Origin of the sequence: Pseudomonas sp. 1D4, assembly GCF_001728925.1 — a bacterium.
Classification (GTDB): domain Bacteria; phylum Pseudomonadota; class Gammaproteobacteria; order Pseudomonadales; family Pseudomonadaceae; genus Metapseudomonas; species Metapseudomonas otitidis.
The window spans coordinates 48,763-73,427 of sequence record NZ_LXJQ01000027.1 but is presented as its reverse complement, the minus strand read 5'-3'; the positions used below and the strand labels follow the sequence as shown (position 1 = coordinate 73,427).

The 24,665-nt window shown below is 62.0% G+C and carries 22 protein-coding genes, 1 tRNA gene and 2 pseudogenes; 16 read left to right on the top strand and 9 right to left on the bottom strand.

The annotated features are described in order from the left end of the window. Window positions 1–3: 3 nt before the first annotated feature. A pseudogene (locus tag A7D27_RS28755) lies at window positions 4–274 on the bottom strand (DMT family protein). Between the two features lie 92 nt (window positions 275–366). On the opposite strand from A7D27_RS28755, the gene A7D27_RS15320 reads away from it, so the two are divergent. The 3 genes from A7D27_RS15320 (at window position 367) to A7D27_RS15315 (ending at window position 2,130) form a co-directional block, all read left to right on the top strand. After that, a complete protein-coding gene (locus A7D27_RS15320; RefSeq protein ID WP_069561953.1) occupies window positions 367–1,080 on the top strand; it encodes a hypothetical protein in 714 nt (237 codons plus the stop codon). Window positions 1,081–1,196: 116 nt separating this feature from the next. Next, the gene (locus tag A7D27_RS27245; protein ID WP_083265649.1) at window positions 1,197–1,472 is read left to right on the top strand and encodes a YkgJ family cysteine cluster protein; all 276 of its coding nucleotides are present in this window, start codon (window positions 1,197–1,199) and stop codon (window positions 1,470–1,472) included. A gap of 49 nt (window positions 1,473–1,521) precedes the next feature. Further along, window positions 1,522–2,130 (top strand): START domain-containing protein, encoded by a 609-nt coding sequence (locus A7D27_RS15315; RefSeq protein WP_069561952.1) that lies wholly within the window; start codon window positions 1,522–1,524, stop codon window positions 2,128–2,130. Between the two features lie 57 nt (window positions 2,131–2,187). Here the strand turns inward: A7D27_RS15315 and gltA are convergent, their stop codons facing one another. Further along, window positions 2,188–3,474 (bottom strand): citrate synthase, encoded by a 1,287-nt coding sequence (gltA, locus tag A7D27_RS15310; protein WP_069561951.1) that lies wholly within the window; start codon window positions 3,472–3,474, stop codon window positions 2,188–2,190. A gap of 361 nt (window positions 3,475–3,835) precedes the next feature. Between gltA and sdhC the strand changes: the two genes are divergently transcribed. The 10 genes from sdhC to brnQ all read left to right on the top strand — a co-directional run bounded on the left by sdhC (window position 3,836) and on the right by brnQ (window position 16,779). Next, window positions 3,836–4,210 carry a succinate dehydrogenase, cytochrome b556 subunit gene (gene sdhC, locus A7D27_RS15305; protein WP_069561950.1) on the top strand — a complete coding sequence of 125 codons (375 nt, stop codon included), beginning with the start codon at window positions 3,836–3,838 and terminating at the stop codon, window positions 4,208–4,210. Further along, window positions 4,204–4,572: a succinate dehydrogenase, hydrophobic membrane anchor protein gene (gene sdhD, locus A7D27_RS15300; protein ID WP_044400195.1), complete on the top strand. Its 369-nt coding sequence runs from the start codon at window positions 4,204–4,206 to the stop codon at window positions 4,570–4,572. Before sdhC ends, sdhD begins: the two co-directional genes overlap by 7 nt. Window positions 4,573–4,575: 3 nt before the next feature. Then, window positions 4,576–6,348, top strand: a complete 1,773-nt coding sequence (gene sdhA, locus A7D27_RS15295) for a succinate dehydrogenase flavoprotein subunit (RefSeq protein WP_069561949.1) — start codon at window positions 4,576–4,578, stop codon at window positions 6,346–6,348. A gap of 11 nt (window positions 6,349–6,359) precedes the next feature. After that, window positions 6,360–7,076 carry a succinate dehydrogenase iron-sulfur subunit gene (locus A7D27_RS15290; RefSeq protein WP_069561948.1) on the top strand — a complete coding sequence of 239 codons (717 nt, stop codon included), beginning with the start codon at window positions 6,360–6,362 and terminating at the stop codon, window positions 7,074–7,076. 246 nt (window positions 7,077–7,322) lie between these two features. Further along, entirely contained in the window at window positions 7,323–10,154 is a 2,832-nt protein-coding gene (locus A7D27_RS15285) for a 2-oxoglutarate dehydrogenase E1 component (protein ID WP_069561947.1), read from the top strand. Window positions 10,155–10,196: 42 nt separating this feature from the next. Further along, complete coding sequence (gene odhB, locus A7D27_RS15280) at window positions 10,197–11,438, top strand: 2-oxoglutarate dehydrogenase complex dihydrolipoyllysine-residue succinyltransferase (RefSeq protein WP_069561946.1); 1,242 nt, start codon at window positions 10,197–10,199, stop codon at window positions 11,436–11,438. 66 nt (window positions 11,439–11,504) lie between these two features. Then, window positions 11,505–12,941, top strand: a complete 1,437-nt coding sequence (gene lpdA, locus A7D27_RS15275; RefSeq protein ID WP_069561945.1) for a dihydrolipoyl dehydrogenase — start codon at window positions 11,505–11,507, stop codon at window positions 12,939–12,941. Between the two features lie 188 nt (window positions 12,942–13,129). After that, window positions 13,130–14,296, top strand: a complete 1,167-nt coding sequence (sucC, locus tag A7D27_RS15270; RefSeq protein WP_044400213.1) for an ADP-forming succinate--CoA ligase subunit beta — start codon at window positions 13,130–13,132, stop codon at window positions 14,294–14,296. Beyond that, a complete protein-coding gene (gene sucD, locus A7D27_RS15265) occupies window positions 14,296–15,183 on the top strand; it encodes a succinate--CoA ligase subunit alpha (protein ID WP_044400216.1) in 888 nt (295 codons plus the stop codon). Before sucC ends, sucD begins: the two co-directional genes overlap by 1 nt. Before the next feature lie 282 nt (window positions 15,184–15,465). After that, window positions 15,466–16,779, top strand: coding sequence for a branched-chain amino acid transport system II carrier protein (brnQ, locus tag A7D27_RS15260; protein WP_069561944.1), 1,314 nt, complete (start codon window positions 15,466–15,468; stop codon window positions 16,777–16,779). A 52-nt stretch (window positions 16,780–16,831) separates the two neighbouring features. On the opposite strand, the gene A7D27_RS15255 is transcribed toward brnQ, so the two are convergent. Further along, entirely contained in the window at window positions 16,832–17,095 is a 264-nt protein-coding gene (locus A7D27_RS15255; RefSeq protein WP_069565371.1) for a hypothetical protein, read from the bottom strand. Between the two features lie 511 nt (window positions 17,096–17,606). On the opposite strand from A7D27_RS15255, the gene A7D27_RS15250 reads away from it, so the two are divergent. Then, entirely contained in the window at window positions 17,607–18,329 is a 723-nt protein-coding gene (locus tag A7D27_RS15250) for an amidotransferase (protein WP_069561942.1), read from the top strand. A 73-nt stretch (window positions 18,330–18,402) separates the two neighbouring features. Here A7D27_RS15250 and A7D27_RS15245 read toward each other — a convergent pair whose 3' ends face one another. The 6 genes and pseudogenes from A7D27_RS15245 to A7D27_RS15225 all read right to left on the bottom strand — a co-directional run bounded on the left by A7D27_RS15245 (window position 18,403) and on the right by A7D27_RS15225 (window position 23,938). Then, window positions 18,403–19,374 (bottom strand): magnesium and cobalt transport protein CorA, encoded by a 972-nt coding sequence (locus A7D27_RS15245; protein WP_069565370.1) that lies wholly within the window; start codon window positions 19,372–19,374, stop codon window positions 18,403–18,405. 96 nt (window positions 19,375–19,470) lie between these two features. After that, window positions 19,471–20,190 carry a 1-acylglycerol-3-phosphate O-acyltransferase gene (locus A7D27_RS15240; protein WP_069561940.1) on the bottom strand — a complete coding sequence of 240 codons (720 nt, stop codon included), beginning with the start codon at window positions 20,188–20,190 and terminating at the stop codon, window positions 19,471–19,473. Window positions 20,191–20,259: 69 nt separating this feature from the next. Beyond that, window positions 20,260–21,099 (bottom strand): ABC transporter substrate-binding protein, encoded by an 840-nt coding sequence (locus A7D27_RS15235; RefSeq protein ID WP_069561939.1) that lies wholly within the window; start codon window positions 21,097–21,099, stop codon window positions 20,260–20,262. Window positions 21,100–21,138: 39 nt separating this feature from the next. Then, window positions 21,139–21,966, bottom strand: a complete 828-nt coding sequence (locus A7D27_RS29160) for a methyl-accepting chemotaxis protein (RefSeq protein WP_371914820.1) — start codon at window positions 21,964–21,966, stop codon at window positions 21,139–21,141. Window positions 21,967–21,996: 30 nt separating this feature from the next. Further along, window positions 21,997–23,022, bottom strand: a pseudogene (locus A7D27_RS29155) (cache domain-containing protein); the annotation flags it as partial. 226 nt (window positions 23,023–23,248) lie between these two features. Beyond that, window positions 23,249–23,938 (bottom strand): crotonase/enoyl-CoA hydratase family protein, encoded by a 690-nt coding sequence (locus A7D27_RS15225; RefSeq protein ID WP_069565368.1) that lies wholly within the window; start codon window positions 23,936–23,938, stop codon window positions 23,249–23,251. Window positions 23,939–24,140: 202 nt separating this feature from the next. On the opposite strand from A7D27_RS15225, the gene A7D27_RS15220 reads away from it, so the two are divergent. Next, the gene (locus A7D27_RS15220) at window positions 24,141–24,359 is read left to right on the top strand and encodes a hypothetical protein (RefSeq protein WP_069561937.1); all 219 of its coding nucleotides are present in this window, start codon (window positions 24,141–24,143) and stop codon (window positions 24,357–24,359) included. A gap of 93 nt (window positions 24,360–24,452) precedes the next feature. Then, window positions 24,453–24,542 (top strand) — tRNA-Ser (locus A7D27_RS15215). Window positions 24,543–24,665: the final 123 nt, after the last annotated feature.

The following is a 24,665-nucleotide window of genomic DNA, read 5'->3' as shown; positions in this document are numbered from 1 at the left end:
GTGTCAGGCGCGAAAGATGAGGTACACCGCGCCGAGCAGGTTCAAGCCCTGTCCAGAGGTACTCCAGCTTCAGCGGCTGTTGCACGAAGTAGACGCTGAAGGGAGGCAGGGCTCCTGCATGGTCTTCAGTTGGGCGACCGATGGTGCGGTATAGCCGGTAGGGTTGGCAGGCACACCAGTAGCTGGTGCTCGAACAGTGCGATACCCCAATTGATGAGCGCGGTTCAGGGTGCCTTGCCAGGGAAGGCCATGAGGGGGAGAGGCTCAGGAGGATGGCAGCCTGTATCCAGATGGGCACGGCAGAGCCTGGGTATTGGATGAAACAGAGGCTTAATGGGCATGGCGGCGGGGTGAGAAGGGGGCTTGATGCGGAGTGTGTGGGGGTGGCTGGCCGTTGCGGTGCTGGCGCTTTTGGCGGGCGGCCTGGGCTGGTGGAGTTGGACGTTGCGCGCGCCGACGGCACAAGTGGTGAGCCTGGTGGTTCCGCCGGCCTTCGTCTTGGCCAGGGATTTCAGTTTCGATACCTATCGCTTGGCGTGGAGTGGGCGCGATCTGGAACTGCTCGACGAGGCGGGGCGCTCCTTGTGGCGAACGAATGGGGCATTTCTTTCGGCTGGGAAGGCTGAGCCGGCGTTGCGCTGCGATGAGCAGAGCCTGGAGGGATTCCAGGTTGCCGGTGGTCGGCTGCAGGTCTTTGGTCACCTGCGCTGCACGGATGGCCGTGTCAGCACTTATCGCCTGGCGATGCAGGCTGAAGGTGAGCGTGGCGTGCGCGTTTCGGTGATCGTGGGTGATCCCGCACTCGACCGGCTCACCCTGCGTTGGCAGCAAGAGCCCGACGAGCGGTTTAGAGGTTTCAGCGATGCCGCAACAGGCAGTGAAAGCGCAGTGTCGGTGCCTGTTGTTGAGGGGCGATGGATGGGGGAACCTTCTCGGTCGCTGCTGTTGATTTCGTCGCACCGGGCGTTCCAGAGCGGGGTGGGAACCAGGCAGTTCTTCGGGCTGGAGAGCGCTGGAGTCGTTTCTCTGGAGGTCGAGGCCGGGAGCCTTGAGTTGCGGGTGGCCAGGGCAATGCCATAAACGGCCTTCCGGCGCCGCTGTTCGGGCTTGGTGGCGGGTTTGTGCGGGCTCTCCACAGCCGGCCTTCACGCGAGTAGAATCCGCGCTCCCATCAGCCCTGTCATCACTCCGCGATCATGATCTGCCGAGCAGGTTGCGGTGCCTGCTGCATCGCACCGTCCATTTCTTCCCCCATTCCAGGCATGCCCAACGGCAAGGTCGCCGGACAGCGTTGTCTGCACTTGTCCCCCGATCATCTATGTCGGTTGTTTGGCAGGCCTGAGCGTCCAGACGTTTGTTCGGCCTTTGATGCCGATCCTTTTGTCTGTGGCGAAACCCGGGAGGAGGCTATACGTTTGCTGGGCTGGCTGGAACAAGAGACCGCTGTGGCGGTCAGGCACTCTGTCCGGTAGGCGTCCAAGAGGGACGATGACTGATCATCGAATAACAAGGAGAAGAAGGATGGTTTCGCTGCAACGAATCGCCATGGCCTGCGGGCTGGGTGTCCTGCTGGCGTCGGCTGCCCACGCCGAGGACTGGAAGCTGGCCAAGGACGAAGATGGCATCAAGGTCTATCTCAGCGAGGTATCCGGGTCCAAGTACAAGGCCTATCGCGGGGTTGTCACCATCAAGTCGGACGTCGCTACCCTGCGCAAGTTGCAGGAGGATGTGTCCGGTTCCTGCAAATGGATCCACGAGTGTGAGCGGCAAAAGCTGCTGAAGAGCGACGGCGCGGATAGCTGGACCTACACCCGTTTCAATACGCCTTGGCCGGTGACCCCGCGTGATTCGGTCATCCATGCGGTTACCAGCGAAGGCACCGATGGCAGCCTGACGCGCACCCTCAAGGGCGAGCCGACGTACATGCCGGAGGAGAAAGGTTACGTTCGGGTGGCGTCTGTTGAGGGCGTGTGGAAGTTCGTACCAAAAGGCGCCGATACGGTGGAGGTGATTTATCAGGTCCATACCGAGCCGGGTGGCAGCGTGCCGTCCTGGCTGGCCAACAGCTTCGTGGTCGATGCGCCGTTCAATACTCTGGACCACCTGCGCAAGCTGGCCGAGAAGAAATGATCCATCGCTGAGATGAAAAAGGCTGCCAATAGGCAGCCTTTTTAGTGGAGTCCGCGTTTACTTGCGAGCGTTGAGCTCGACATAATCGCGTTGCTCCGGGCCGGTGTACAGTTGGCGTGGACGGCCGATCTTGTACGGGCTGGAGAGCATTTCCTTCCAGTGAGAGATCCAGCCAACGGTACGCGCCAGGGCAAAGATCACGGTGAACATGCTGGTCGGGATACCGATGGCCTTCAGGATGATGCCGGAGTAGAAGTCCACGTTCGGGTAGAGGTTGCGCTCCTTGAAGTAAGGATCGTTGCGCGCGATCTCTTCCAGCTTCATGGCCAGTTCGAGTTGCGGATCGTTGATGCCCAGTTCGGCCAGTACTTCATCGCAGGTCTGCTTCATGACCTTGGCGCGGGGGTCGAAGTTCTTGTAAACGCGGTGACCGAAGCCCATCAGCTTGAACGGATCGTTCTTGTCCTTGGCCTTGGCGACGTACTTCTCGATGTTGGAGACATCGCCGATCTCGTCCAGCATGGTCAGCACTGCTTCGTTGGCGCCGCCGTGTGCCGGGCCCCAGAGGGCGGCAATGCCGGCAGCGATGCAGGCGAACGGGTTGGCGCCGGAGGAGCCGGCCAGGCGAACGGTAGAGGTGGAGGCGTTCTGCTCGTGGTCCGCATGCAGGATGAAGATGCGATCCATGGCCTTAGCCAGTACCGGGCTGATCGGTTTGATCTCGCACGGGGTGTTGAACATCATGTGCAGGAAGTTTTCCGCGTAGTTCAGGTCATTACGCGGGTACATCATGGGCTGACCCATGGAGTACTTGTAGACCATCGCTGCGATGGTCGGCATCTTGGCGACCAGGCGGATCGCGGAGATCTCGCGATGGTGCGGGTCATTAATGTCCAGGGAGTCGTGGTAGAAGGCGGAGAGGGCACCAACTACGCCGCACATGATGGCCATCGGGTGAGCATCACGACGGAAGCCGTTGAAGAAGCTCTTCAGTTGTTCATGCACCATGGTGTGATTCTTCACGGTGCCGACGAACTTGGCCTTTTCCTCGGCACTGGGAAGTTCGCCGTTCAGCAGCAAGTAGCAGGTTTCCAGGTAATCGGAATTCTCGGCCAGTTGCTCAATGGGGTAGCCGCGGTGAAGCAGAATGCCCTTGTCGCCGTCGATGTAGGTGATCTTCGACTCACATGAGGCGGTAGACATAAAGCCAGGATCAAACGTGAAGCGCCCCGTGGAGGTCAGGCCCCGCACATCGATTACATCGGGACCTACGGTTCCGGACAGAACGGGCAGCTCGACGGGGGCTACGCCCTCGATGATCAACTGCGCTTTTTTGTCAGCCATAACGGCCTCCTATTTATGCTTGAAATCATCAGACAGCCCCCCACGCAGGGCCCGCATCACTATAGAGGTATAAATCCGAATGTCAATTTGGAGAAACCCATGTGGCAGGCGGGTTTGCGGGCGTTTTTCGAGTAAAAAGGCGGCCTATTTACGCCTTTTATTTAGGGTGTGCAATCCGCTATTGGGTGGGGGGGATTGCGTTGTCATTAGTCAGCTAACTGTCTATACTCACGGCCCGACCTCAGGGGGCTTTGAAGGCCTGTAATCCGGAGGTTGGCACTCCCTTGGTGAGGGGTACCTGACCAGTGCACTTCCCGACAACTTGCCCTGATTGTTAGGGGCCTCAGTGTGAAAAAAAGCCGTGAATAGCCAACGACCTGTAAACCTAGATCTCAGGACCATCAAACTCCCGATCACAGCTTATACGTCCATTCTTCACCGCATTTCTGGTGTCATCCTCTTCATCGGTATTGCTGTGCTGCTCTACGCACTTGGCAAGTCGCTGGAGTCCGAGGCTGGCTTCGAGAGCGTGAAAGCGTGTCTGACCAATCCGCTGGCCAAGCTTGTGATTTGGGGCCTGCTGTCCGCACTGCTCTATCACTTGGTGGCTGGCGTGCGCCACCTGGTAATGGATGCGGGTGTCGGTGAGACGCTCGAGGGCGGCAAGCGGGGCTCGAAAATCGTCATCGCAGTTTCGGCTGTGCTGATCATTCTCGCGGGGGTATGGGTATGGTAACTAACGTCACGAACTTCTCGCGTTCGGGTCTCTACGACTGGATGGCTCAGCGCGTCTCTGCGGTCGTTCTCGCGGCTTATTTCCTTTTCCTGCTGGGGTACCTCGTTGCTCACCCCGGACTGACCTTCGCCGATTGGCATGGTCTGTTCTCACAGAGCTGGATGCGCATTTTCAGTCTGCTCGGACTGGTCGCCCTGGGTGTCCATGCCTGGGTCGGCATGTGGACCATTTCCACTGACTACCTGACGCCGATGGCGCTGGGGCGTTGGGCGGTGGTCGTGCGTTTCCTGTTCCAGGCCGTTTGCGGTATGGCGATGTTCGCCTACTTCGTCTGGGGCGTTCAGATTCTGTGGGGTATCTGATTCATGGCTAACATTCGTACTCTTTCCTTCGATGCCATCATCGTCGGTGGTGGTGGTGCTGGCATGCGCGCTGCTCTGCAGCTGGCTCAGGGCGGTCACAAGACTGCCGTGGTGACCAAGGTCTTCCCGACCCGCTCCCATACCGTTTCCGCCCAGGGTGGCATCACCTGCGCCATTGCTTCGGCCGACCCGAACGACGATTGGCGCTGGCACATGTACGACACCGTCAAGGGCTCCGACTACATCGGTGACCAGGACGCCATCGAGTACATGTGCTCCGTGGGGCCGGAAGCCGTGTTCGAGCTTGAGCACATGGGTCTGCCGTTTTCTCGTACCGAGCAAGGCCGCATCTACCAGCGTCCGTTCGGTGGACAGTCCAAAGATTTCGGCAAGGGCGGCCAGGCGGCTCGTACCTGCGCTGCAGCTGACCGTACCGGTCACGCACTGCTGCACACCCTGTACCAAGCCAACTTGAAGAACGGCACCTCGTTCCTTAACGAGTGGTATGCCGTTGATCTGGTGAAGAACCAGGACGGCGCCATCGTTGGCATCATTGCCATCTGCATCGAGACCGGCGAAACCGTCTACATCCGTTCCAAGGCTGTTGTTCTGGCCACCGGCGGTGCAGGCCGTATCTACGCTTCCACCACAAACGCCCTGATCAATACCGGTGACGGCGTTGGCATGGCCCTGCGTGCTGGCGTGCCGGTCCAGGACATTGAGATGTGGCAATTCCACCCGACCGGTATTGCCGGCGCCGGCGTGCTGGTGACCGAAGGTTGCCGTGGTGAAGGTGGTTATCTTATCAACGCCCATGGCGAGCGTTTCATGGAGCGTTACGCTCCGAACGCCAAGGACCTGGCAGGCCGTGATGTGGTTGCCCGCTCCATGGTCAAGGAAGTGATCGCCGGTAACGGCGTCGGGCCGAACAAGGACCACGTCCTGCTGAAGCTGGACCACCTCGGTGAGGAAGTCCTGCACAGCCGCCTGCCCGGCATCTGCGAACTGTCCAAGACCTTCGCGCACGTCGACCCGGTCGTTGCGCCAATCCCGGTCATCCCGACCTGCCACTACATGATGGGGGGCGTTGCCACCAACATCCACGGCCAGGCCATCACCCAGGACGCCAACGGTAACGACACGATCGTCGAAGGTCTGTTCGCGGTGGGCGAAGTCGCATGTGTATCCGTACACGGTGCTAACCGCCTTGGCGGCAACTCCCTGCTGGATCTGGTGGTCTTCGGTCGTGCAGCTGGTCTGCACCTGGAGAAAGCCCTCAAGGAAGGTATCGAAACCCGTGGTGCAAGCGACACCGACATCGAGCAGTCGCTCAAGCGTCTGGCTGGTGTCAACGAGCGCTCCAGCGGTGAAGAAGTTGCCCCGCTGAAGCGTGAGCTGCAACAGTGCATGCAGAACTACTTCGGTGTGTTCCGCACCGGCGAATACATGCAGAAGGGCATCGCCCAGCTTGCCGATCTGCGCGAGCGCATCGCCGGCGTCAAGATCAACGACAAGTCCCAGGCTTTCAACACTGCGCGCATCGAAGCGCTGGAGTTGCAGAACCTGCTGGAAGTCGCGGAAGCCACTGCCATCGCTGCCGAGGTCCGCAAGGAGTCCCGTGGTGCCCATGCCCGCGAAGACTTCGAGGATCGGGACGACGAGAACTGGCTGTGCCATACCCTGTACTTCCCGGGTGAGAAGCGCGTATCCAAGCGCGCCGTCAACTTCGCGCCGAAGACCGTTCCGGCCTTCGAACCCAAAGTACGTACCTATTAAGGGTGGCCGACATGTCCAACACTCTCACTGTCAGCGTCTATCGCTACAACCCGGAGCGCGACAGCGCTCCGACCATGCAGGACTTCCAGGTTGATACCGGTGGCAGGGACATCATGGTTCTCGATGTCCTGGCCCTGATCAAGGAAAAGGACGAGGGTTTCTCCTACCGTCGTTCCTGCCGCGAAGGCGTCTGCGGTTCCGATGGCATGAACATCAACGGCAAGAATGGCCTGGCCTGCATCACCCCGCTTTCCGCAGCTGGGCTGAAGGGCGGCAAGCTGGTGATCCGCCCGTTGCCGGGGCTGCCGGTCATTCGTGACCTCGTTGTTGACATGAGCATCTTCTACAAGCAGTACGAGAAGGTGAAACCTTTCCTGCAGAACGATACGCCTGCTCCGGCGATCGAGCGTCTGCAGTCTCCGGAACAGCGCGAGAAGCTGGACGGTCTGTACGAGTGCATCCTGTGCGCTTGCTGCTCGACATCCTGCCCGTCGTTCTGGTGGAACCCCGACAAGTTCCTCGGTCCCGCTGCGTTGTTGCAGGCCTACCGTTTCCTGGCCGACAGCCGTGACACCAAGACCGAGGAGCGCCTGGCTGCTCTTGATGACCCGTTCAGCGTATTCCGCTGCCGCGGCATCATGAACTGCGTGAACGTTTGCCCCAAGGGTCTGAACCCCACCAAGGCAATCGGTCACGTACGCAACATGCTGCTGCAAAGCGGTACCTGATGCGCTACATGCTGTACCCGTAACACCTGCGGCGCCCTTCTGGGCGCCGCAGTACAACCAGGACCGACGCTCACAAAGCCGAAGTCCTTACTTGAAATGATATAGATGACCAGCAGGGGCAACCGGGCTGGTGCCCGGACTATCTGCGGGATCCTTAGTGGCTTTCATCCTGGTCGCCGTACCCGGAGGTGAGGCTGCGATGCCGATTCCACGCCGGTGGTGTCCCCTTACCGAGGGTGACCAAGCATGCAAGAAAGCGAAATGCAGCGCATGTGGAACAGCGCCCACCTATCCGGTGGCAACGCTGCATATGTGGAAGAGCTCTATGAGCTTTACCTGCACGATCCCAACGCTGTGCCAGAAGAGTGGCGCACCTACTTCCAGAAGTTGCCGTCCGACGGCAATGCAGCCACCGATGTATCGCATTCTACTGTTCGCGACCATTTCGTCCTGCTCGCCAAGAATCAGCGCCGTGCCCAGCCGGTTTCCGCTGGCAGCGTCAGCTCCGAGCACGAGAAGAAGCAGGTTGAAGTCCTGCGCCTGATCCAGGCCTTCCGCATGCGCGGCCATCAGGCGTCCCAGCTCGACCCCCTTGGCCTCTGGCAGCGCAAGGCCCCGGCCGATCTGGCGATCAATCACTACGGCCTGACCGATGCCGATCTCGACACCACCTTCCGTACCGGTGAACTCTACATCGGCAAGGAAGAGGCAACTCTGCGCGAGATCCACCAGGCCCTGCAGCAAACCTATTGCAGCACCTTCGGCGCCGAGTTCACCCATATCGTCGATTCCGAGCAGCGCAAGTGGTTCCAGCAGCGTCTGGAAAGTGTGCGTGGCCGTCCGTCCTTCTCCCCTGAGGTCAAGAGCCACCTGCTCGAGCGACTGACTGCGGCAGAAGGTCTGGAGAAGTACCTGGGCACCAAATACCCGGGTACCAAGCGTTTCGGCCTGGAAGGTGGTGAAAGCCTGATCCCGATGCTGGACGAGATCATCCAGCGTTCCGGCGCATACGGCACCCAGGAGATCGTCATCGGCATGGCCCACCGTGGCCGCCTGAACGTACTGGTCAACACCTTCGGCAAGAACCCGCGCGACCTCTTCGACGAGTTCGAAGGCAAGAAAGTCGAAGGTTTGTCCTCCGGTGACGTGAAGTACCACCAAGGCTTCTCCTCCAACGTCATGACCGCCGGTGGCGAAGTACACCTGGCCCTGGCGTTCAACCCGTCTCACCTGGAAATCGTTTCCCCGGTGGTGGAAGGTTCCGTTCGCGCTCGCCAGGACCGTCGCAATGACAAGACTGGCGACAAGGTGCTGCCGATCTCCATCCATGGCGACGCTGCCTTCGCAGGCCAGGGCGTGGTCATGGAAACCTTCCAGATGTCGCAGACCCGTGGTTACCGCACCGGCGGTACGGTTCACATCGTCATCAACAACCAGGTAGGTTTCACCACCAGCCGTCAGGAGGATGCGCGTTCCACCGAGTACGCCACCGACGTCGCGAAGATGATTCAGGCGCCGATCTTCCACGTGAACGGTGATGACCCTGAGGCCGTCCTGTTTGTGACCCAACTGGCTGTTGACTACCGCATGCAGTTCAAGCGTGACGTGGTGATCGACCTGGTCTGCTACCGTCGCCGCGGCCACAACGAGGCCGACGAGCCGTCTGGCACCCAGCCGCTGATGTACCAGCAGATCGCCAAGCAGCGCACCACCCGTGAGCTGTATGCCGATGCCTTGATCCAGGGCGGCGTGCTCGATGCCGAGCGCATCCAGGCCAAGATGGACGAGTACCGCACTGCGCTGGACAACGGCCAGCACGTGGTCAAGAGCCTGGTTAAGGAGCCCAACAAGGAGCTGTTCGTCGATTGGCGTCCGTACCTGGGCCATGCCTGGACCGCGCGTCACGACACCCGTTTCGACCTGAAGACCCTGCAGGAACTCTCCGCCAAGCTGCTGGAGATCCCGGAAGGTTTCGTCGTCCAGCGTCAGGTCTCGAAGATCCTCGAAGACCGCCAGAAGATGGGCGCCGGCGGCCTGCCGATCAACTGGGGCTACGCCGAGACAATGGCCTACGCCACCCTGCTGTTCGAAGGCCACCCGGTTCGCATCACTGGCCAGGACGTGGGGCGCGGCACCTTCTCGCACCGCCACGCGGCGCTGCACAACCAGAAGGACGCCAGCACCTACCTGCCGCTGCAGAACTTGTTCGACGGCCAGCCGAGCTTCGAACTGTACGATTCCTACCTCTCCGAGGAAGCAGTACTGGCGTTCGAATACGGTTACTCCACCACCACGCCCAACGCGCTGGTGATCTGGGAAGCCCAGTTTGGTGACTTCGCCAACGGCGCCCAGGTGGTGATCGACCAGTTCATCACCAGCGGCGAGCACAAGTGGGGCCGTCTGTGCGGCCTGACCATGCTGCTGCCGCACGGCTACGAAGGTCAGGGCCCGGAGCACTCCTCCGCGCGTCTGGAGCGCTACCTGCAGCTGTGCGCCGAGCACAACATCCAGGTCTGCGTGCCTACCACGCCGGCTCAGGTCTACCACATGCTGCGCCGCCAGGTGATTCGCCCGCTGCGCAAGCCGCTGGTTGCCCTTACGCCCAAGTCGCTGCTGCGTCACAAGCTGGCCATCTCCACCCTGGAGGACCTGGCCGAAGGCTCCTTCCAGACCGTCATCGGCGAGATCGATCCGATCGACCCGAAGAAGGTCGAACGCCTCGTGCTCTGCAGCGGCAAGGTCTACTACGACCTGCTGGAGAAGCGTCGCACCGAAGGCCGCGAGGACATCGCGATCGTGCGTATCGAGCAGCTGTATCCGTTCCCGGAAGACGACCTGGCCGAGGTTCTGGCTGCCTACAAGAACCTCAAGCACATCGTCTGGTGCCAGGAAGAGCCCATGAACCAGGGCGCCTGGTACTGCAGCCAGCACCATATGCGTCGTGTGGCCAGCGCCCACAAGAAAGGCCTGTTCCTCGAGTACGCCGGGCGTGATGCCTCGGCTTCTCCGGCCTGTGGCTACGCCTCCATGCACGCTGAGCAGCAGGAAAAACTGCTGCAGGACGCCTTTACTGTTTAACGCCTTCGCGCAGAAAACCGAATCAGACAGGAAAAACACACAATGGCTATCGAGATCAAAGCCCCAACCTTCCCGGAATCGGTCGCCGACGGCACCGTAGCCACCTGGCACAAGAAGCCGGGCGACGCCGTCAAGCGTGACGAGCTGATCGTCGACATCGAGACCGACAAAGTCGTAATGGAAGTGCTGGCCGAGGCCGACGGCGTACTGGCAGAAATCGTCAAGAACGAGGGCGACACCGTCCTCAGTGGCGAGCTGCTGGGCAAACTGAACGAAGGCGGCGCTGCTGCTGCCGCCCCGGCCGCCCCGGCCGCCCCGGCCGCCGCTGCTGCCCCGGCTCCGGCCGCTCAGGCTGCTGCCCCCGCTGCTGCTGGTGACGACGCCATCCTGTCCCCGGCCGCTCGCAAGCTGGCCGAGGAAAACGGCATCGACCCGAACAGCATCGCCGGCACCGGCAAAGGTGGCCGCGTGACCAAGGAAGACGTGGTCGCCGCTGTCGAGGCGAAGAAGAACGCCCCGGCTGCTCCGGCCGCCAAGCCGGCCGCTCCGGCCGCCGAGGCCCCGGTATTCGCTGCAGGCGACCGTGTCGAGAAGCGCGTCCCGATGACCCGCCTGCGTGCCAAGGTTGCCGAGCGTCTGGTTGAAGCCCAGTCCACCATGGCCATGCTGACCACCTTCAACGAAGTGGACATGACCGAAGTCATGGCCCTGCGTTCGAAGTACAAGGACCTGTTCGAGAAGACCCACAACGGCGTTCGCCTGGGCTTCATGTCCTTCTTCGTCAAGGCTTCCGTCGAAGCGCTGAAGCGCTTCCCGGCTGTCAACGCTTCCATCGACGGCAATGACATCGTCTACCACGGCTACCAGGACATCGGCGTCGCCGTTTCCAGCGACCGTGGCCTGGTGGTACCGGTCCTGCGCAACGCCGAGCTGATGAGCCTGGCCGAAGTCGAGAACGGCATCGCCACCTTTGGCAAGAAGGCGCGCGAGGGCAAGCTGTCCATCGACGAGATGACCGGTGGCACCTTCACCATCACCAACGGCGGCACCTTCGGTTCGATGATGTCGACCCCGATCGTCAACCCGCCGCAGGCCGCCATCCTCGGCATGCACAACATCATCCAGCGCCCCATGGCGATCAATGGCCAGGTTGTGATCCGGCCGATGATGTACCTGGCTCTGTCCTACGATCACCGTCTGATCGATGGCAAGGAAGCCGTCAGCTTCCTGGTAACCATCAAGAACCTGCTGGAAGACCCGGCTCGTCTGCTGCTGGACATCTGATCGGCGATCTCTCCAAACGGCGGCCCCGCAAGGGGCCGTCCGGTTTCATACGAGAAGGAATGAGTTATGACCCAGAAATTCGACGTGGTAGTGATTGGTGCGGGCCCTGGCGGTTACGTGGCAGCCATCAAGGCGGCCCAGCTCGGCCTGAAAACCGCCTGCATCGAGAAGTACCAGGGTAAGGACGGCAAGACCGCACTGGGCGGCACTTGCCTGAACGTCGGCTGCATCCCGTCGAAGGCGCTGCTGGACAGCTCGTACAAGTACCACGAGGCCCATGAGGCCTTCAAAGTGCACGGTATCGAAGCCAAGGGCGTTTCCATCGACGTGCCGACCATGGTTGGCCGCAAGGACACCATCGTCAAGAACCTGACCGGCGGCGTCAGCACCCTGTTCAAGGCCAATGGCGTCACCCTGCTGGAAGGCCACGGCAAGCTGCTGGCCAACAAGCAGGTCGAAGTTACCGGTCTGGACGGCAAGGTCCAGGTCGTCGAGGCCGAGAACGTCATCCTCGCCTCCGGCTCCAAGCCGGTCGAGATTCCTCCGGCCCCGGTTGATCAGGACGTCATTGTCGACTCCACCGGCGCACTGGACTTCCAGTCCGTTCCGAAGAAGCTGGGCGTGATCGGTGCCGGCGTTATCGGCCTGGAGCTGGGTTCCGTCTGGGCCCGCCTGGGTGCTGAAGTGACTGTCATCGAAGCCCTGGACAAGTTCCTGCCGGCTGCTGACGAGCAGATCGCCAAAGAAGCCCTGAAGATCCTCACCAAGCAGGGCCTGAAGATTCGCCTGGGCGCCCGCGTGACCGGCACTGAGGTGAAGAAGAAGCAGGTCACTGTCAGCTTCACCGACGCCAATGGCGAGCAGAAGGAAGTCTTCGACAAGCTGATCGTCGCGGTCGGCCGTCGCCCGGTGACCACCGACCTGCTGGCCACTGACAGCGGTGTCACCCTCGACGAGCGTGGCTACATCTACGTCGACGACCACTGCAAGACCAGCGTCCCGGGCGTCTACGCCATCGGTGATGTGGTACGTGGCGCCATGCTGGCTCACAAGGCCTCGGAAGAGGGCATCATGGTTGCCGAGCGCATCGCAGGCCACAAGGCCCAGATGAACTACGACCTGATCCCGTCCGTGATCTACACCCATCCGGAAATCGCATGGGTCGGCAAGACCGAGCAGTCCCTGAAAGCCGAAGGTGTCGAAATCAACGTCGGTACCTTCCCCTTCGCCGCCAGCGGCCGTGCCATGGCAGCCAATGACACTGCCGGCCTGGTGAAGGTCATCGCCGATGCCAAGACCGACCGCGTTCTGGGCGTCCATGTAATTGGCCCGAGCGCTGCCGAGCTGGTCCAGCAAGGCGCCATCGGTATGGAGTTCGGCACCAGTGCCGAGGATCTGGGCATGATGGTCTTCTCGCACCCGACCCTGTCCGAAGCGCTCCACGAAGCGGCCCTGGCCGTCAACGGCCACGCGATCCACATCGCCAACCGCAAGAAGCGCTGAGCACTATCCCCGGGGAGGGCGCGCGCGACCTTCCCGGGGCAGCAGAACCACGGTGGGCAGCCCGTCGTGAACGCCTCGGGTGTTCGCCGCGGAACGCTCGCCGGACTGCCCCAGGGCAGTCACAGGTGGCGCGGCACCACGAATGCAGCGCCGAATGCGCAATACCCAAACGAAGACGGTAGACAAGCATGAATCTCCACGAATATCAGGGTAAGCAGCTGTTCGCTGAATACGGCCTGCCCGTATCCAAGGGCTTTGCCGTAGACACCCCGGAAGAAGCCGCTGAAGCCTGCGACAAGATCGGTGGCAGCGAATGGGTCGTTAAGGCCCAGGTCCACGCCGGTGGCCGCGGCAAAGCGGGCGGTGTGAAGCTGGTCAAGAGCAAGGAAGACGCCAAGGCCTTCGCCGCCAACTGGCTGGGCAAGCGCCTGGTGACCTACCAGACTGACGCCAATGGTCAGCCGGTCAGCAAGATCCTGGTCGAGTCCTGCACCGATATCGCCAAGGAACTGTACCTGGGCGCCGTGGTAGACCGTTCCAGCCGCCGCATCGTGTTCATGGCCTCCACCGAAGGTGGCGTGGACATCGAGAAAGTAGCCCACGAGACTCCCGAGAAGATCCTCAAGGCCACCATCGATCCGCTGGTTGGTGCTCAGCCCTACCAGGGCCGCGAGCTGGCCTTCCAACTGGGTCTGCAAGGCGACCAGATCAAGCAGTTCACCCACATCTTCGTGAACCTGGCCAAGCTGTTCCAGGACTACGACCTGGCCCTGCTGGAAGTGAACCCGCTGGTCATCAAGGCCGACGGCAACCTGCACTGCCTGGACGCCAAGATCAACATCGACAGCAACGCCATGTACCGTCAGCCCAAGCTGCGCGCCATGCACGACCCGTCCCAGGACGACGCTCGTGAAGCCCATGCGCAGAAGTGGGAGCTGAACTACGTTGCGCTGGAAGGCAACATCGGTTGCATGGTCAACGGTGCTGGCCTGGCCATGGGCACCATGGACATCGTCAACCTGCACGGTGGCAAGCCTGCCAACTTCCTCGACGTCGGTGGCGGCGCCACCAAAGAGCGCGTCACCGAGGCCTTCAAGATCATCCTGTCCGACAGCAACGTCGCTGCCGTACTGGTGAACATCTTCGGCGGTATTGTTCGTTGCGACATGATTGCCGAAGGCATCATCGGTGCAGTGAAGGAAGTCGGCGTGAAGATCCCGGTGGTCGTCCGTCTGGAAGGCAACAACGCCGAGCTCGGCGCCAAGGTACTGGCCGAGAGCGGTCTGAACATCATCGCGGCGACCAGCCTGACCGACGCTGCCCAGCAGGTCGTCAAGGCCGCGGAGGGTAAGTAATGAGCGTCCTGATCAATAAAGACACCAAAGTAATCTGCCAGGGCTTCACCGGCTCGCAGGGTACCTTCCACTCCGAACAAGCCATCGCCTACGGCACCAAGATGGTTGGCGGCGTGACCCCCGGCAAGGGCGGCACCACCCACCTCGGCCTGCCGGTGTTCAACACCGTCAAGGAAGCCGTGGAAGCCACCGGCGCCGATGCTTCGGTGATCTACGTTCCGGCCCCGTTCTGCAAGGACTCCATCCTTGAAGCAGCCTTCGGCGGCATCAAGCTGATCGTCTGCATCACCGAAGGCATCCCTACCATCGACATGCTGGAAGCCAAGGTGAAGTGCGACGAGCTGGGTGTACGCCTGATCGGCCCGAACTGCCCCGGCGTGATCACCCCCGGCGAGTGCAAGATCGGCATCATGCCCGGTCACATCCACCTGCCGGGCAAGGTCGGCATCGTGTCCCGCTCGGGCACCCTGACCTATGAAGCCGTGAAGCAGACCACCGACGCCGGCTTCGGCCAGTCCACCTGCGTGGGCATCGGTGGCGACCCGATCCCGGGCTCCAACTTCATCGACATCCTGAAGCTGTTCCAGGAAGACCCGAAGACCGAAGCGATCGTCATGATCGGCGAGATCGGCGGTTCCGCTGAAGAAGAAGCCGCTGCCTACATCAAGGCCAACGTGACCAAGCCGGTGGTGTCCTACATCGCCGGTGTCACCGCACCGCCCGGCAAGCGCATGGGCCACGCCGGCGCCATCATCTCCGGTGGCAAGGGCACTGCGGACGAGAAGTTCGCTGCCCTGCAGGACGCCGGTGTGAAGACCGTGCGTTCCCTGGCTGACATCGGCAAGGCCCTGGCCGAGCTGACCGGCTGGGAAGTCAAGAACGCCTGAGCGTGATTGACTGATGGCGAAGGCCACCTTCGGGTGGCCTTCGTTTTTTCTGTCGCAATGTAGCCATGGCGACAACCGATTACAGCAAGCCGACAGCCTGACCTGCATCAGTGCCGCAAATCTGTCGGATTCGCTAGGCTTGCGACCTTCCTGCGCATGAACCCCAAAAGGGGGAGGGCGCGCATTAGTAGTGGTTTGCCCCAAACGGGCGGATGACGGTTCCCCTCACCCAAAGGGAAGCCCCCTCGGAACAATGAATTTCGACTCGTGGTATCCCTCTCTATGACTCGTTTGAAAGGCTCGGACCTCCTGGCCCTCGGCTTCATGACCTTTGCGCTCTTCCTGGGCGCGGGCAACATCATCTTTCCCCCCAGCGCCGGCATGGCGGCAGGCGAGAACGTCTGGTTCGCTGCGATGGGCTTTCTGCTGACCGGCGTCGGCCTGCCCCTGCTGACCGTCATTGCCCTGGCGCGGGTAGGCGGTGGCATGGATCGCCTGACCTCGCCTCTGGGCAAGGTGGCGGGGCTTCTGCTGGCCATCGCCGTGTACCTGGCCATAGGGCCCCTGTTCGCGACGCCGCGCACCACCGTCGTCTCTTTCGAAATGGGAATTGCCCCCTTTACCGGTGACAACCCCGCCGCGTTGGCCCTCTATTCGGTGGTTTATTTCGCCTTCGCGTTGTTCCTCGCTCTCAACCCCGGGCGGCTGGTGGACAACATCGGCAAGTTCATCACTCCCGTGCTGCTGTCTGCGCTTTTGGTCCTGGGGGCTGCCGCACTGTTCGTGCCAGCAGGCGAGATCGGTGGCAGCAACAGCGCCTACGCCAAGGCCCCCTTCGTCGAAGGCTTCCTGCAGGGTTACCTGACCATGGATACCCTGGGCGCATTGGTATTCGGCATCGTGATCGCCACGGCGATCCACGACCGTGGCATCACCGAACCGCGCCTCGTCACCCGTTACTCGGTGATTGCCGGCAGCATCGCTGCAATCGGCCTTTCCCTGGTCTACCTCACGCTGTTCTACCTCGGTGCTACCAGCCAGGGCATTGCCGGTGAGGCGCAGAACGGTGTTCAGATCCTCACGGCCTATGTGCAGCACACCTTCGGGACCGCCGGTAGCCTGCTGCTGGCGCTGGTCATCACCCTGGCGTGCCTCACCACGGCCGTTGGCCTGCTTACGGCCTGTGGCGAGTTCTTCAGCGGCTTCCTGCCGTTCTCCTACCGCACGGTGGTCATCATCCTGGGCGTCTTCAGTTTGGTCGTTGCTAACCAAGGCCTGACGGAACTGATCCGCCTCTCGGTGCCTGTCCTCGTAGGGCTTTATCCCCTGGCCATCGTGCTGGTTGCTCTGAGCCTGGCGTCGAGCCTGTGGGTCGACGCCCGTCGTGTCTTCATCCCCACCATGGCCGTCGCCCTGGTGTTCGGTGTGCTGGATGGCATCGGTGCGGCCGGCTTCAAGAGCTGGATACCTGGTTTCGTCGCGCAACTGCCGCTCGCAGATCAGAGCCTTGGCTGGTTGCTGCCGGTGCTGGCAGTCCTGGTGGTCGCCGCTGTGCTGGATCGACTGCTGGGGGCCAAGGCACCGCAAGTCGCCTGAGGTTCGTAGCCAAAAGACCGCCCACCGGGCGGTCTTTTCGTTTCCGGGGGCTTCAGAGCTTTCCCTCACAACCTCGCAATGAGGTGCGCTCGAAGCGCTCCGGCAGCCAGTTGGTGCGTTTCAGGGGCGGGCTCTCGAGTCCCTGGCGGGTGTCTCGCTCGTTACTGCCCTGTCGGGCAATCTCTTGGCGCGTCTCCAGGTTCTGGGCCACCGCGTCTGCCGAGCCGTGGGCATGGCCGAGCAACGTAAAGCCGTTGGTCATCAATGCCAGTGCCGCCAGTGTGAGCAGGCGGCGCCTTGAGCGGTGCTGTTTCATGGCCACCTCAGCTGCGCCTTGCCGGGTTCGACAGGGGATGCGGATCGCTCAGCAACCGAGTTGGAACGGCCTGTGCCAGGCGTTCTCCCCAGCCATCAACGGTCGCGCGTGGCTGAAGCTGCCGCTCAGCACCAGGACGATGGTCACCACGATGGTGTAGAGGCCCAGGCTGGCCAGCGCGCCATTACGTGCGTAAGTGAGCGGGGAGGGTGCGATCCGTCATCGGGTGGGGTGCCCCAGAGTCGATAATGCGGATTCGATGGAAAAACGCTCCCTGAGCATTTCAACTATCGATATGGCCGATATCACTGCCGCGAGTGTCAAATTTTATTGACGATGCTGGCGCAGTCTCATGCCTGCTCCGTCGTGTCAGGTTGCAATTTCCTTCCTGTATTTCAGGCACTTCGGCAGCACGAGCAGGCCGGGTGAAGCGGCGCTATTTCAAAGCTCGGAGGCTTGTGTTAAATAAATCGCACACAAAGGTGCCTTACCCAAGCTTCAGGACAATTTCATGCCCCTACGCATCTGCATTCTGGAAACCGACATCCTTCGCCCCGAACTCGTCGACGAGTACAAGGGCTACGGCAAGATGTTCGAACAGCTCTTTGCCAAGCAGCCCATCGATGCCGAGTTCCTCACCTACAACGTGGTGGAAGGCCACTACCCGGCCGCCGGCGAACGCTTCGATGCCTACCTGGTCACCGGCAGCAAGGCCGACTCCTTCGGCGACGATCCCTGGATCCAGACCCTGCGCACTTACCTGCTGGAGCGTTACAAGGCCGGTGACAAGCTGCTCGGCATCTGCTTCGGCCACCAGTTGCTGGCCCTGCTGCTGGGCGGCAAGACCGAGCGCGCCACCCAGGGCTGGGGCGTGGGTACCCATGCCTATCGCGTCGAGAAACAGCCGGAGTGGATGAGCCCGGCGCTGGACGAGCTGACCCTGCTGATCAGCCATCAGGATCAGGTCACCCGTCTGCCCGAGAACGCCACCCTCATCGCCTCCAGCGAGTTCTGCCCCAATGCTGCCTATGCCATTGGCGAGCAGGTGCTGTGCTTCCAGGGCCACCCGGAGTTTGTCCACGACTACTCCCGAGCCTTGCTCAACATCCGTCAGCAGGCGTTGGGCGAGCAGGTGTATGGCCAGGGCATCGCCAGCCTCGAGCGCGACCACCAGGGCACGGCAGTGGCCGAGTGGATGATGCGCTTCGTGGCCCACGGCCGCAGCGTCGCCTGATCCTCTTTTCGCGCACGCTCACGAACCGATGCCCGCACCAGCGGGCATCGGTTTTTTCATGCCTGGGAAAGGGCTAGAGCCAGCCGGAGCGCTTGAAGCTGGCGAACAGGGCCGTGCAGCCCGTGGCAATGAAGCCCAGCACGCCGAAGTAGCCGTAGTGCCAGGTCAGCTCCGGCATGTTCTGGAAGTTCATGCCGTAGATACCCACCACGGCGGTGGGGAAGGCCAGGATCGCCGCCCAGGCGGCGAACTTGCGCTGCACCACGCTCTGGCGCGAGGACTCCAGCAGCAAGCCGATCTCGATGGCGTGGTCCGCCATTTCCCGCAGGCCGGTGAGATCCTCCAGCAGGCGACTCACGTGGATGGCGATGTCGCGGAAGTAAGGGCGCATGTTCTTGTCGATGAAGGGGAAGTCCAGGCGCTGCAGCTCCTGGCAGATCTCCGTCAGCGGGCCGATGTAGCGGCGCAGGCGTAGCAGGTCGCGGCGCAGCCCCTGGATGTGCACCACGTCGGCCTGGGTCAGCGGGCATTCCAGCACCCGCAGCTCCAGCGCTTCCAGGTCAGCGTGGTAGGTGTCGATCAGCGGCCGGTAGTTCTCGATCACGAAGGCCAGCAGCGCGTAGAGCACGAAGTCCTCGCCGTGTTCCAACAGCAGCGGGCGGGCCTCGCAGCGCTGACGGACCTGGGAGTAGGGGGCCGACTCGCCGTAGCGCGCGCTGATCACATAGCCGTTGCCGGCGAACAGTTGGGTTTCGATGAACACCAGCTGGCCGTTCTCCTTCACGGGGGAATAGAGCACCAGGAACAGCGCATCACCGAAGGTTTCCAGCTTGGGGCGGGTGTGACGCTGCAGGGCGTCTTCCAGCGCCAGCTCGTGCAGGCCGAACTGGCGCTGGAGCGTGGTCAGTTCCTCGGGGCCTGGGTCATGCAGGCCGATCCAGACGAAGTGGCCGGGCTTTCTCGCCCATTCGAGCCCCTCGTCGAGGCTGATATTGGCAACGCGCTTGCCCTTGAAGTAGACAGCGGCTGCGACCACATGACCCATGTAAGTGTTCCCTGTGCGGCTGGAGAGTGGGGCGAGCTTAACCCGCCCGGCGCGCCAGTGGGGCCGCCACCTTGCCCGGGGCTGCGTGGGAGCAGCTCAGAGGGTGGCCAACTCGCGATCCATACCCTCGATGCAGTCGAGCATGCGCTGGCGGCATTCCTCCATCAGGGCCGGCATGTCGTCCAGGGTCAGGCCGGCCGTGGGGATGGCCGGCAGGGCGCGGATCAGCACTCGGCCACTGTTCCAGCGGTTCAGCCGCAAGTGGCGGACGTAGTTGCTGACGCACACCGGAATGATCGGCACCCCTGCGTTGATGGCCATCTGGAAGGCCCCGCGCTTGAACGGCAACAGGCGCTCGCCCTGATTGCGGGTGCCTTCGGGGAACACCCAGATGGAGGTGTCGCGATTGCGCAGCGTCTCAGTGGTGGTGATCATCGCGTCGCGGGCGCGGCGTGCGTTACCGCGGTCGATCAGCACATTGCCGGCCAGCCAGTAGAGCTGACCGAAGAAGGGAATCCACCTCAGGCTCTTCTTGCCGATGCTGACAGTGCGCGGCGGCACCACACGGCCCAGCACGTACAGGTCGTAGTTGGACTGGTGGTTGGCGATGATCACGCAGGGATGGTCCCGGGTCAGCGTGCTGACCTCGGCCTTGAGCTTCAGGCGCATGATGCACAGACCCGGCAGCCCGTAGAGACGGGCGCACAGGCGGCTGTTGTCCGGGTTGAACGGGCGGCACAGGCCCAGCAGCAGACCGGCGATGCCGGCGATGATGAAATGCACGCCCATCAGGACCATGCGCAGGAGAAAAAGCATCGGGCTCGCTCGATCAGGTAAAAGGCGCGCAGTGTACGGGTGTGCACTTTTGCCTGCAATCGCAGGTCATCAGCGCTGTTCCGCTCGCGCTGCTATCGGCTTCCCCGTGGCACGCTCGCTGTAGCGCTGCACCAACCGATCGACTGTCCCGTTGCTGATGATCGTTTCCAACGCAACATTGAAGCGTCCGATGAAATCAGCCCTGTACGGGTAAGCTTCCGTCTTCATTCTGGTATAGCCCAGATGACCATGTTCCTTGGAAAGGGTAGGCCCCTCGGTTATTTGCGAAGCCTCCTTTTCCTTGAGCACGCCGTCCCTGACCATGCCTTGCAGTTCCCAGAGAATCGATAGGCGATCGTTGATGTACACGTCCGTGCGCTTGTGTAGCAGCTTCATCAGGTTGGTGCGGTTGTCGCGGGCATAGGACTGATCGATTTCACCTGCCTCAACCATCTCGCGATAGCGGACACTGTCCACGGTCACGAAGCCACTGTTCAGCCCGACCCTCAGCCCCGCGTATGCAGCGGGAAAGTTCTCGAAGTTGCGCTTGCCCGCCAGACCCGGGCGGATGAAGACCGCCAGCCGCTCCTCGAGAATCGGGCTGGAGTACTCCATCCATGGGCGCTCCTCGGGCCGGTAGTAGGGAGGGTAGAGGGCGAAGGCGCTGCCTTTGGCGATCTCTGCCAACCCTCTGGGCCAGGGCACCGGTCGAATTTCGACGTGGTAGCCCGGCATCAGCAGGAACGCGCTGCGCAGGATATCGGTATACAGCCCTTTGGCCTCGCCGTTCTCTTCGTAGCTGTAGGGCGGGTATCCGGAGTCGCAGAGGATGGTGACCTTGATGGGGGCGGCCTCCGCGCGCCCCAGCAACAGGGCGCAGACGAAGGCGAGGCACGAGAGCATACGCATGGTGGCCTCCGGGGGTGTCGCGCCAGGCTCGGCGCGTGGTCAGATCCTGAAGCGGCTGAGCAGGCGATCCTGCTGGCCGACCTGGTCCACCATCACCGCGCATTGGCGCACCTGCTGCTCGGCGCCGCCGGCCACCTCGTGGCTGATGTCGCGGATATTGGTGGTGTTGCGGTTGATTTCTTCCGTGGTGGCGCTCTGTTCCTCAGCCGCCGTGGCGATCTGCAGATTCATGTCGTTGATGCGGTTGATGGCCTCGCGGATGCGCCCGAGCATTTTGTTGGCGGCGCCGGCATCCTCTGCTGTGCGGCTCGCGGTATCGCGACTCTGCTGCATGCGTTGCTCGGCCTGGCGCACGCCGGTCTGCAACTGATCGATCATCTGGCGGATTTCCTGGGTCGACTGCTGGGTGCGGGAGGCCAGGGAGCGCACCTCGTCCGCCACCACCGCGAAGCCTCGCCCGGATTCGCCCGCCCGCGCGGCCTCAATGGCGGCGTTGAGGGCCAGCAGGTTGGTCTGGTCGGCGATGCTGGTGATCACCGAAAGAATCGACTCGATGTTCTGGCTCAGCTTGGCCAGCTCGTTGATCGCCTGGCCGGTGTCCTCCATCTCGTCAGCCAACTGCTTGATGGCCTGGGTCGAGTGAGAGACCACCCCCACGCCATTCTCGGTTTCCTCGTTGGCTGCCAGCGCCGCCTGTGCGGCAGCCTGGGCATTGCGTGCTACTTCCTCGGCGGTGGAGGCCATTTCCTGCATGGCGGTGGCCAACTGGTCCAACTCCTGCAATTGCACCTGCAGGCGGTTGGCGGCCTGTTCGGCTTCGTGGGAGGTGAGCTGGGTACTGCCGCGCACCTGGCGGGAGCTGCTCATCACGTCGGCGATCAGTGTCTGCAGGTTCTGCAGGAAGCCATTGAACTCGCGGGACAGCACGGAAATCTCGTCATTGCCCTCAGCCGGCAGGCGTCGGGTCAAATCGCCCTCACCGCTGTTGATCTCGCGCAGCGAGTCGGCCAGCCCATCCAGCGGGCGCAGCAGGTTCTTCACCAGCAGGCTGAGTACCACCAGGCTTATCACCACCCCCAGCACGGTGCCGATCACCGCCCGCCAGCTCAGGGCATTGGCCTCTGCCATTACCTTGTCCTGGTCCAGGACCACGCCGATGTACCAGTCCATCCCCTTGAGGTTGGGCAGCGGTGTGAACGAGACGAGCAACTTCCTGTCACCGGCTTCCACCTCCTGCAGTTCCTTGCGCAACGCCGGGCTCTTGCCGTCGAACAGTTCGCTGTAGGACTTGCCGTTCAGCTTGGTGTCCGGGTGGGAAATGATGTTGCCGTTGCGGCTCAGCAGAAAGGCATAGCCGGCGCCGTTGAAATCCAGGGTGTTGACGGCATCGGCCACGCTCTTCAGCCGGATGTCACCGCCCATTACGCCGAGGAACTTGCCGGCATCGGTGATGCGCGTCACGGCGGAGATGAGGATCTCTCCTGTGGTGGAGTCGGTGTAGGGCTCGGTGAGCACGGCCTGGCTGCCGCTCTTGCCGACTGCGTACCAGGGGCGCTGGCGACCGTCCCAGTCTGGCTTGGGCTGCCAGGATGCATCGTTCTTGATCGGCTTGCCGTCTGCCTCCAGCGCACCGAACACCAGAATGAATTCGTTGCGCAGCATGGGCGAGTCGAATACCCGTTGGGTCTGCTCGGGGCTGTACTGGCTGTCGATGTTCTGCGCCATCAGATCCATCAGGCGGAGTTTGGCATTGAGCCAGTTCTCGATCTGCCTGGCCAATGCGTTGCTGCTTTCGGAGAGGCTGGATTCAGTCTGGGAGCGGAGCGTCTCGCGGACCTGGCTCACCTGGGAAAGGGACAGCAGCGCTGTGGTCAGGAACAGCACGGCGGCTGCGGAAAGGCTGACCTTGTGGACGATTCTCATTCGGGACTCCCCAAGCGGATGAAAGGCTGGCGGCTACCGTCCCTGACTGCCCCACGTATTAAAAGTAATACAGCTTTTCCAACTGCACCCATCAGCGTGCCATCACCCGTCGGAAAATGAGCGGTGCTCCGCCGCCGCCCCCGCTCCATTTCGGCGAGCTTTCCCCGTCGGCATGAAAAAGCCCGGCGCAGGGCCGGGCTTCGGGGGGGGGGGGCGGGGCGAGGGGTTAGCCCAGGTGCTGCTTGTCCATTTCAATGGCCTGGTCGAGGGTCTCCAGCAGCGCCTTGCGCACCTTCAGCTTGGTGTTGCGGTGGGCGGTCATGTTGATCTTCTTCAGTTGCTGCGCGGCCGCCAGGGCGGTCGGCAGCAAGGCTTCGGCGGGGACCACCTTGTCGAGGAAGCCAGCGTCCAGCGCGCCCTGCGGGTCGAACATCTCGCCGTTGATCACCGAGCGATGGAAGGCCGATTTACGCAGACGGTCGCGGGCCAGCTCAATGCCCACATGGTGCATGGTCATGCCAATCTGCACCTCGTTCAGCCCGATATTGAAAGGACCCTCGACACCGATGCGGTAGTCCGCCGATAGCAGCAGGAAGGCACCCTTGGCCACGGCATGGCCGGGGCAGGCCACGATGATGGGGTAGGGGTGAGCCAGCATGCGGCGTGCCAGGGTGGAACCGGCGGCAACCAGGTTCACCGCGTTCTGCGGGCCGGAGGTCATCACCTTCAGGTCGTAGCCGCCGGAAAGGATGCCCGGCTGGCCGGTGAGGATGACGATGGCGCGGTCCTGCTCAGCGCGGTCCAGCGCGGCATTGAAGGCGGCGATCACATCCGGGGAAATGGCATTCACCTTGCCGTTGGAGAGGGTCAGGGTGGCGATGCCGTCTTCGAGTTGGTAGGAGATCAGCTCACTCATGGCGGGAGTCCTTGTTGTGGAATGCGGCAGACGTTACCCACGGGCAGTGGGCAGGTAAAGCGCTTTGGCTGACTGGCAAGTCAGCCACCATGCGGGCTTCAGCGCATCCGCGAGGTTTTCTATCAGGGCGATACCCAAGACCAATTGGCCCCTGGCGCGCCCCTTCCCTAGGGTGCCAGCGTTCCCCATTCCAGGAGGTCCCATGGACAAGTGGATCAATCGCGCTGCCATCATTCTCGCGCTCGTCCTGCTCGGTGGTTCCGTGCTGCTCGCCCAGAGCGCCACCCTGAAAAGCCCCTTGGGCGTGCTGCTGCTGTTCGTGCTCGGCGTTGTGGTCTCGTTCGGCTTCGTGTTCTTCGGCAGCCTCAAATTCGATGACGCCCCGCCCCGTGCTGATGCCGAATCCGGACGTCGGCCATAAGCGCATGAAAATTCTCAAAAAAATATTTGCATTCCGGAAAACACTCCACTAAATTAGCGCACCTCGACGGGGCCAACGCCTCAGCGAGATCCCGGTGAGGTGTCCGAGCGGTTGAAGGAGCACGCCTGGAAAGTGTGTATACGGGAAACCGTATCGAGGGTTCGAATCCCTCCCTCACCGCCACTTTCCGATACAAGCAAACCCCTGATATTCCTAGTGAAGTCAGGGGTTTTTGCTTTTTGGCGTGCGCACCGTATTTGCCGGGCTTCACCTGCATAGCCCGGCCTTCTCGTCCATTCCAGGTCG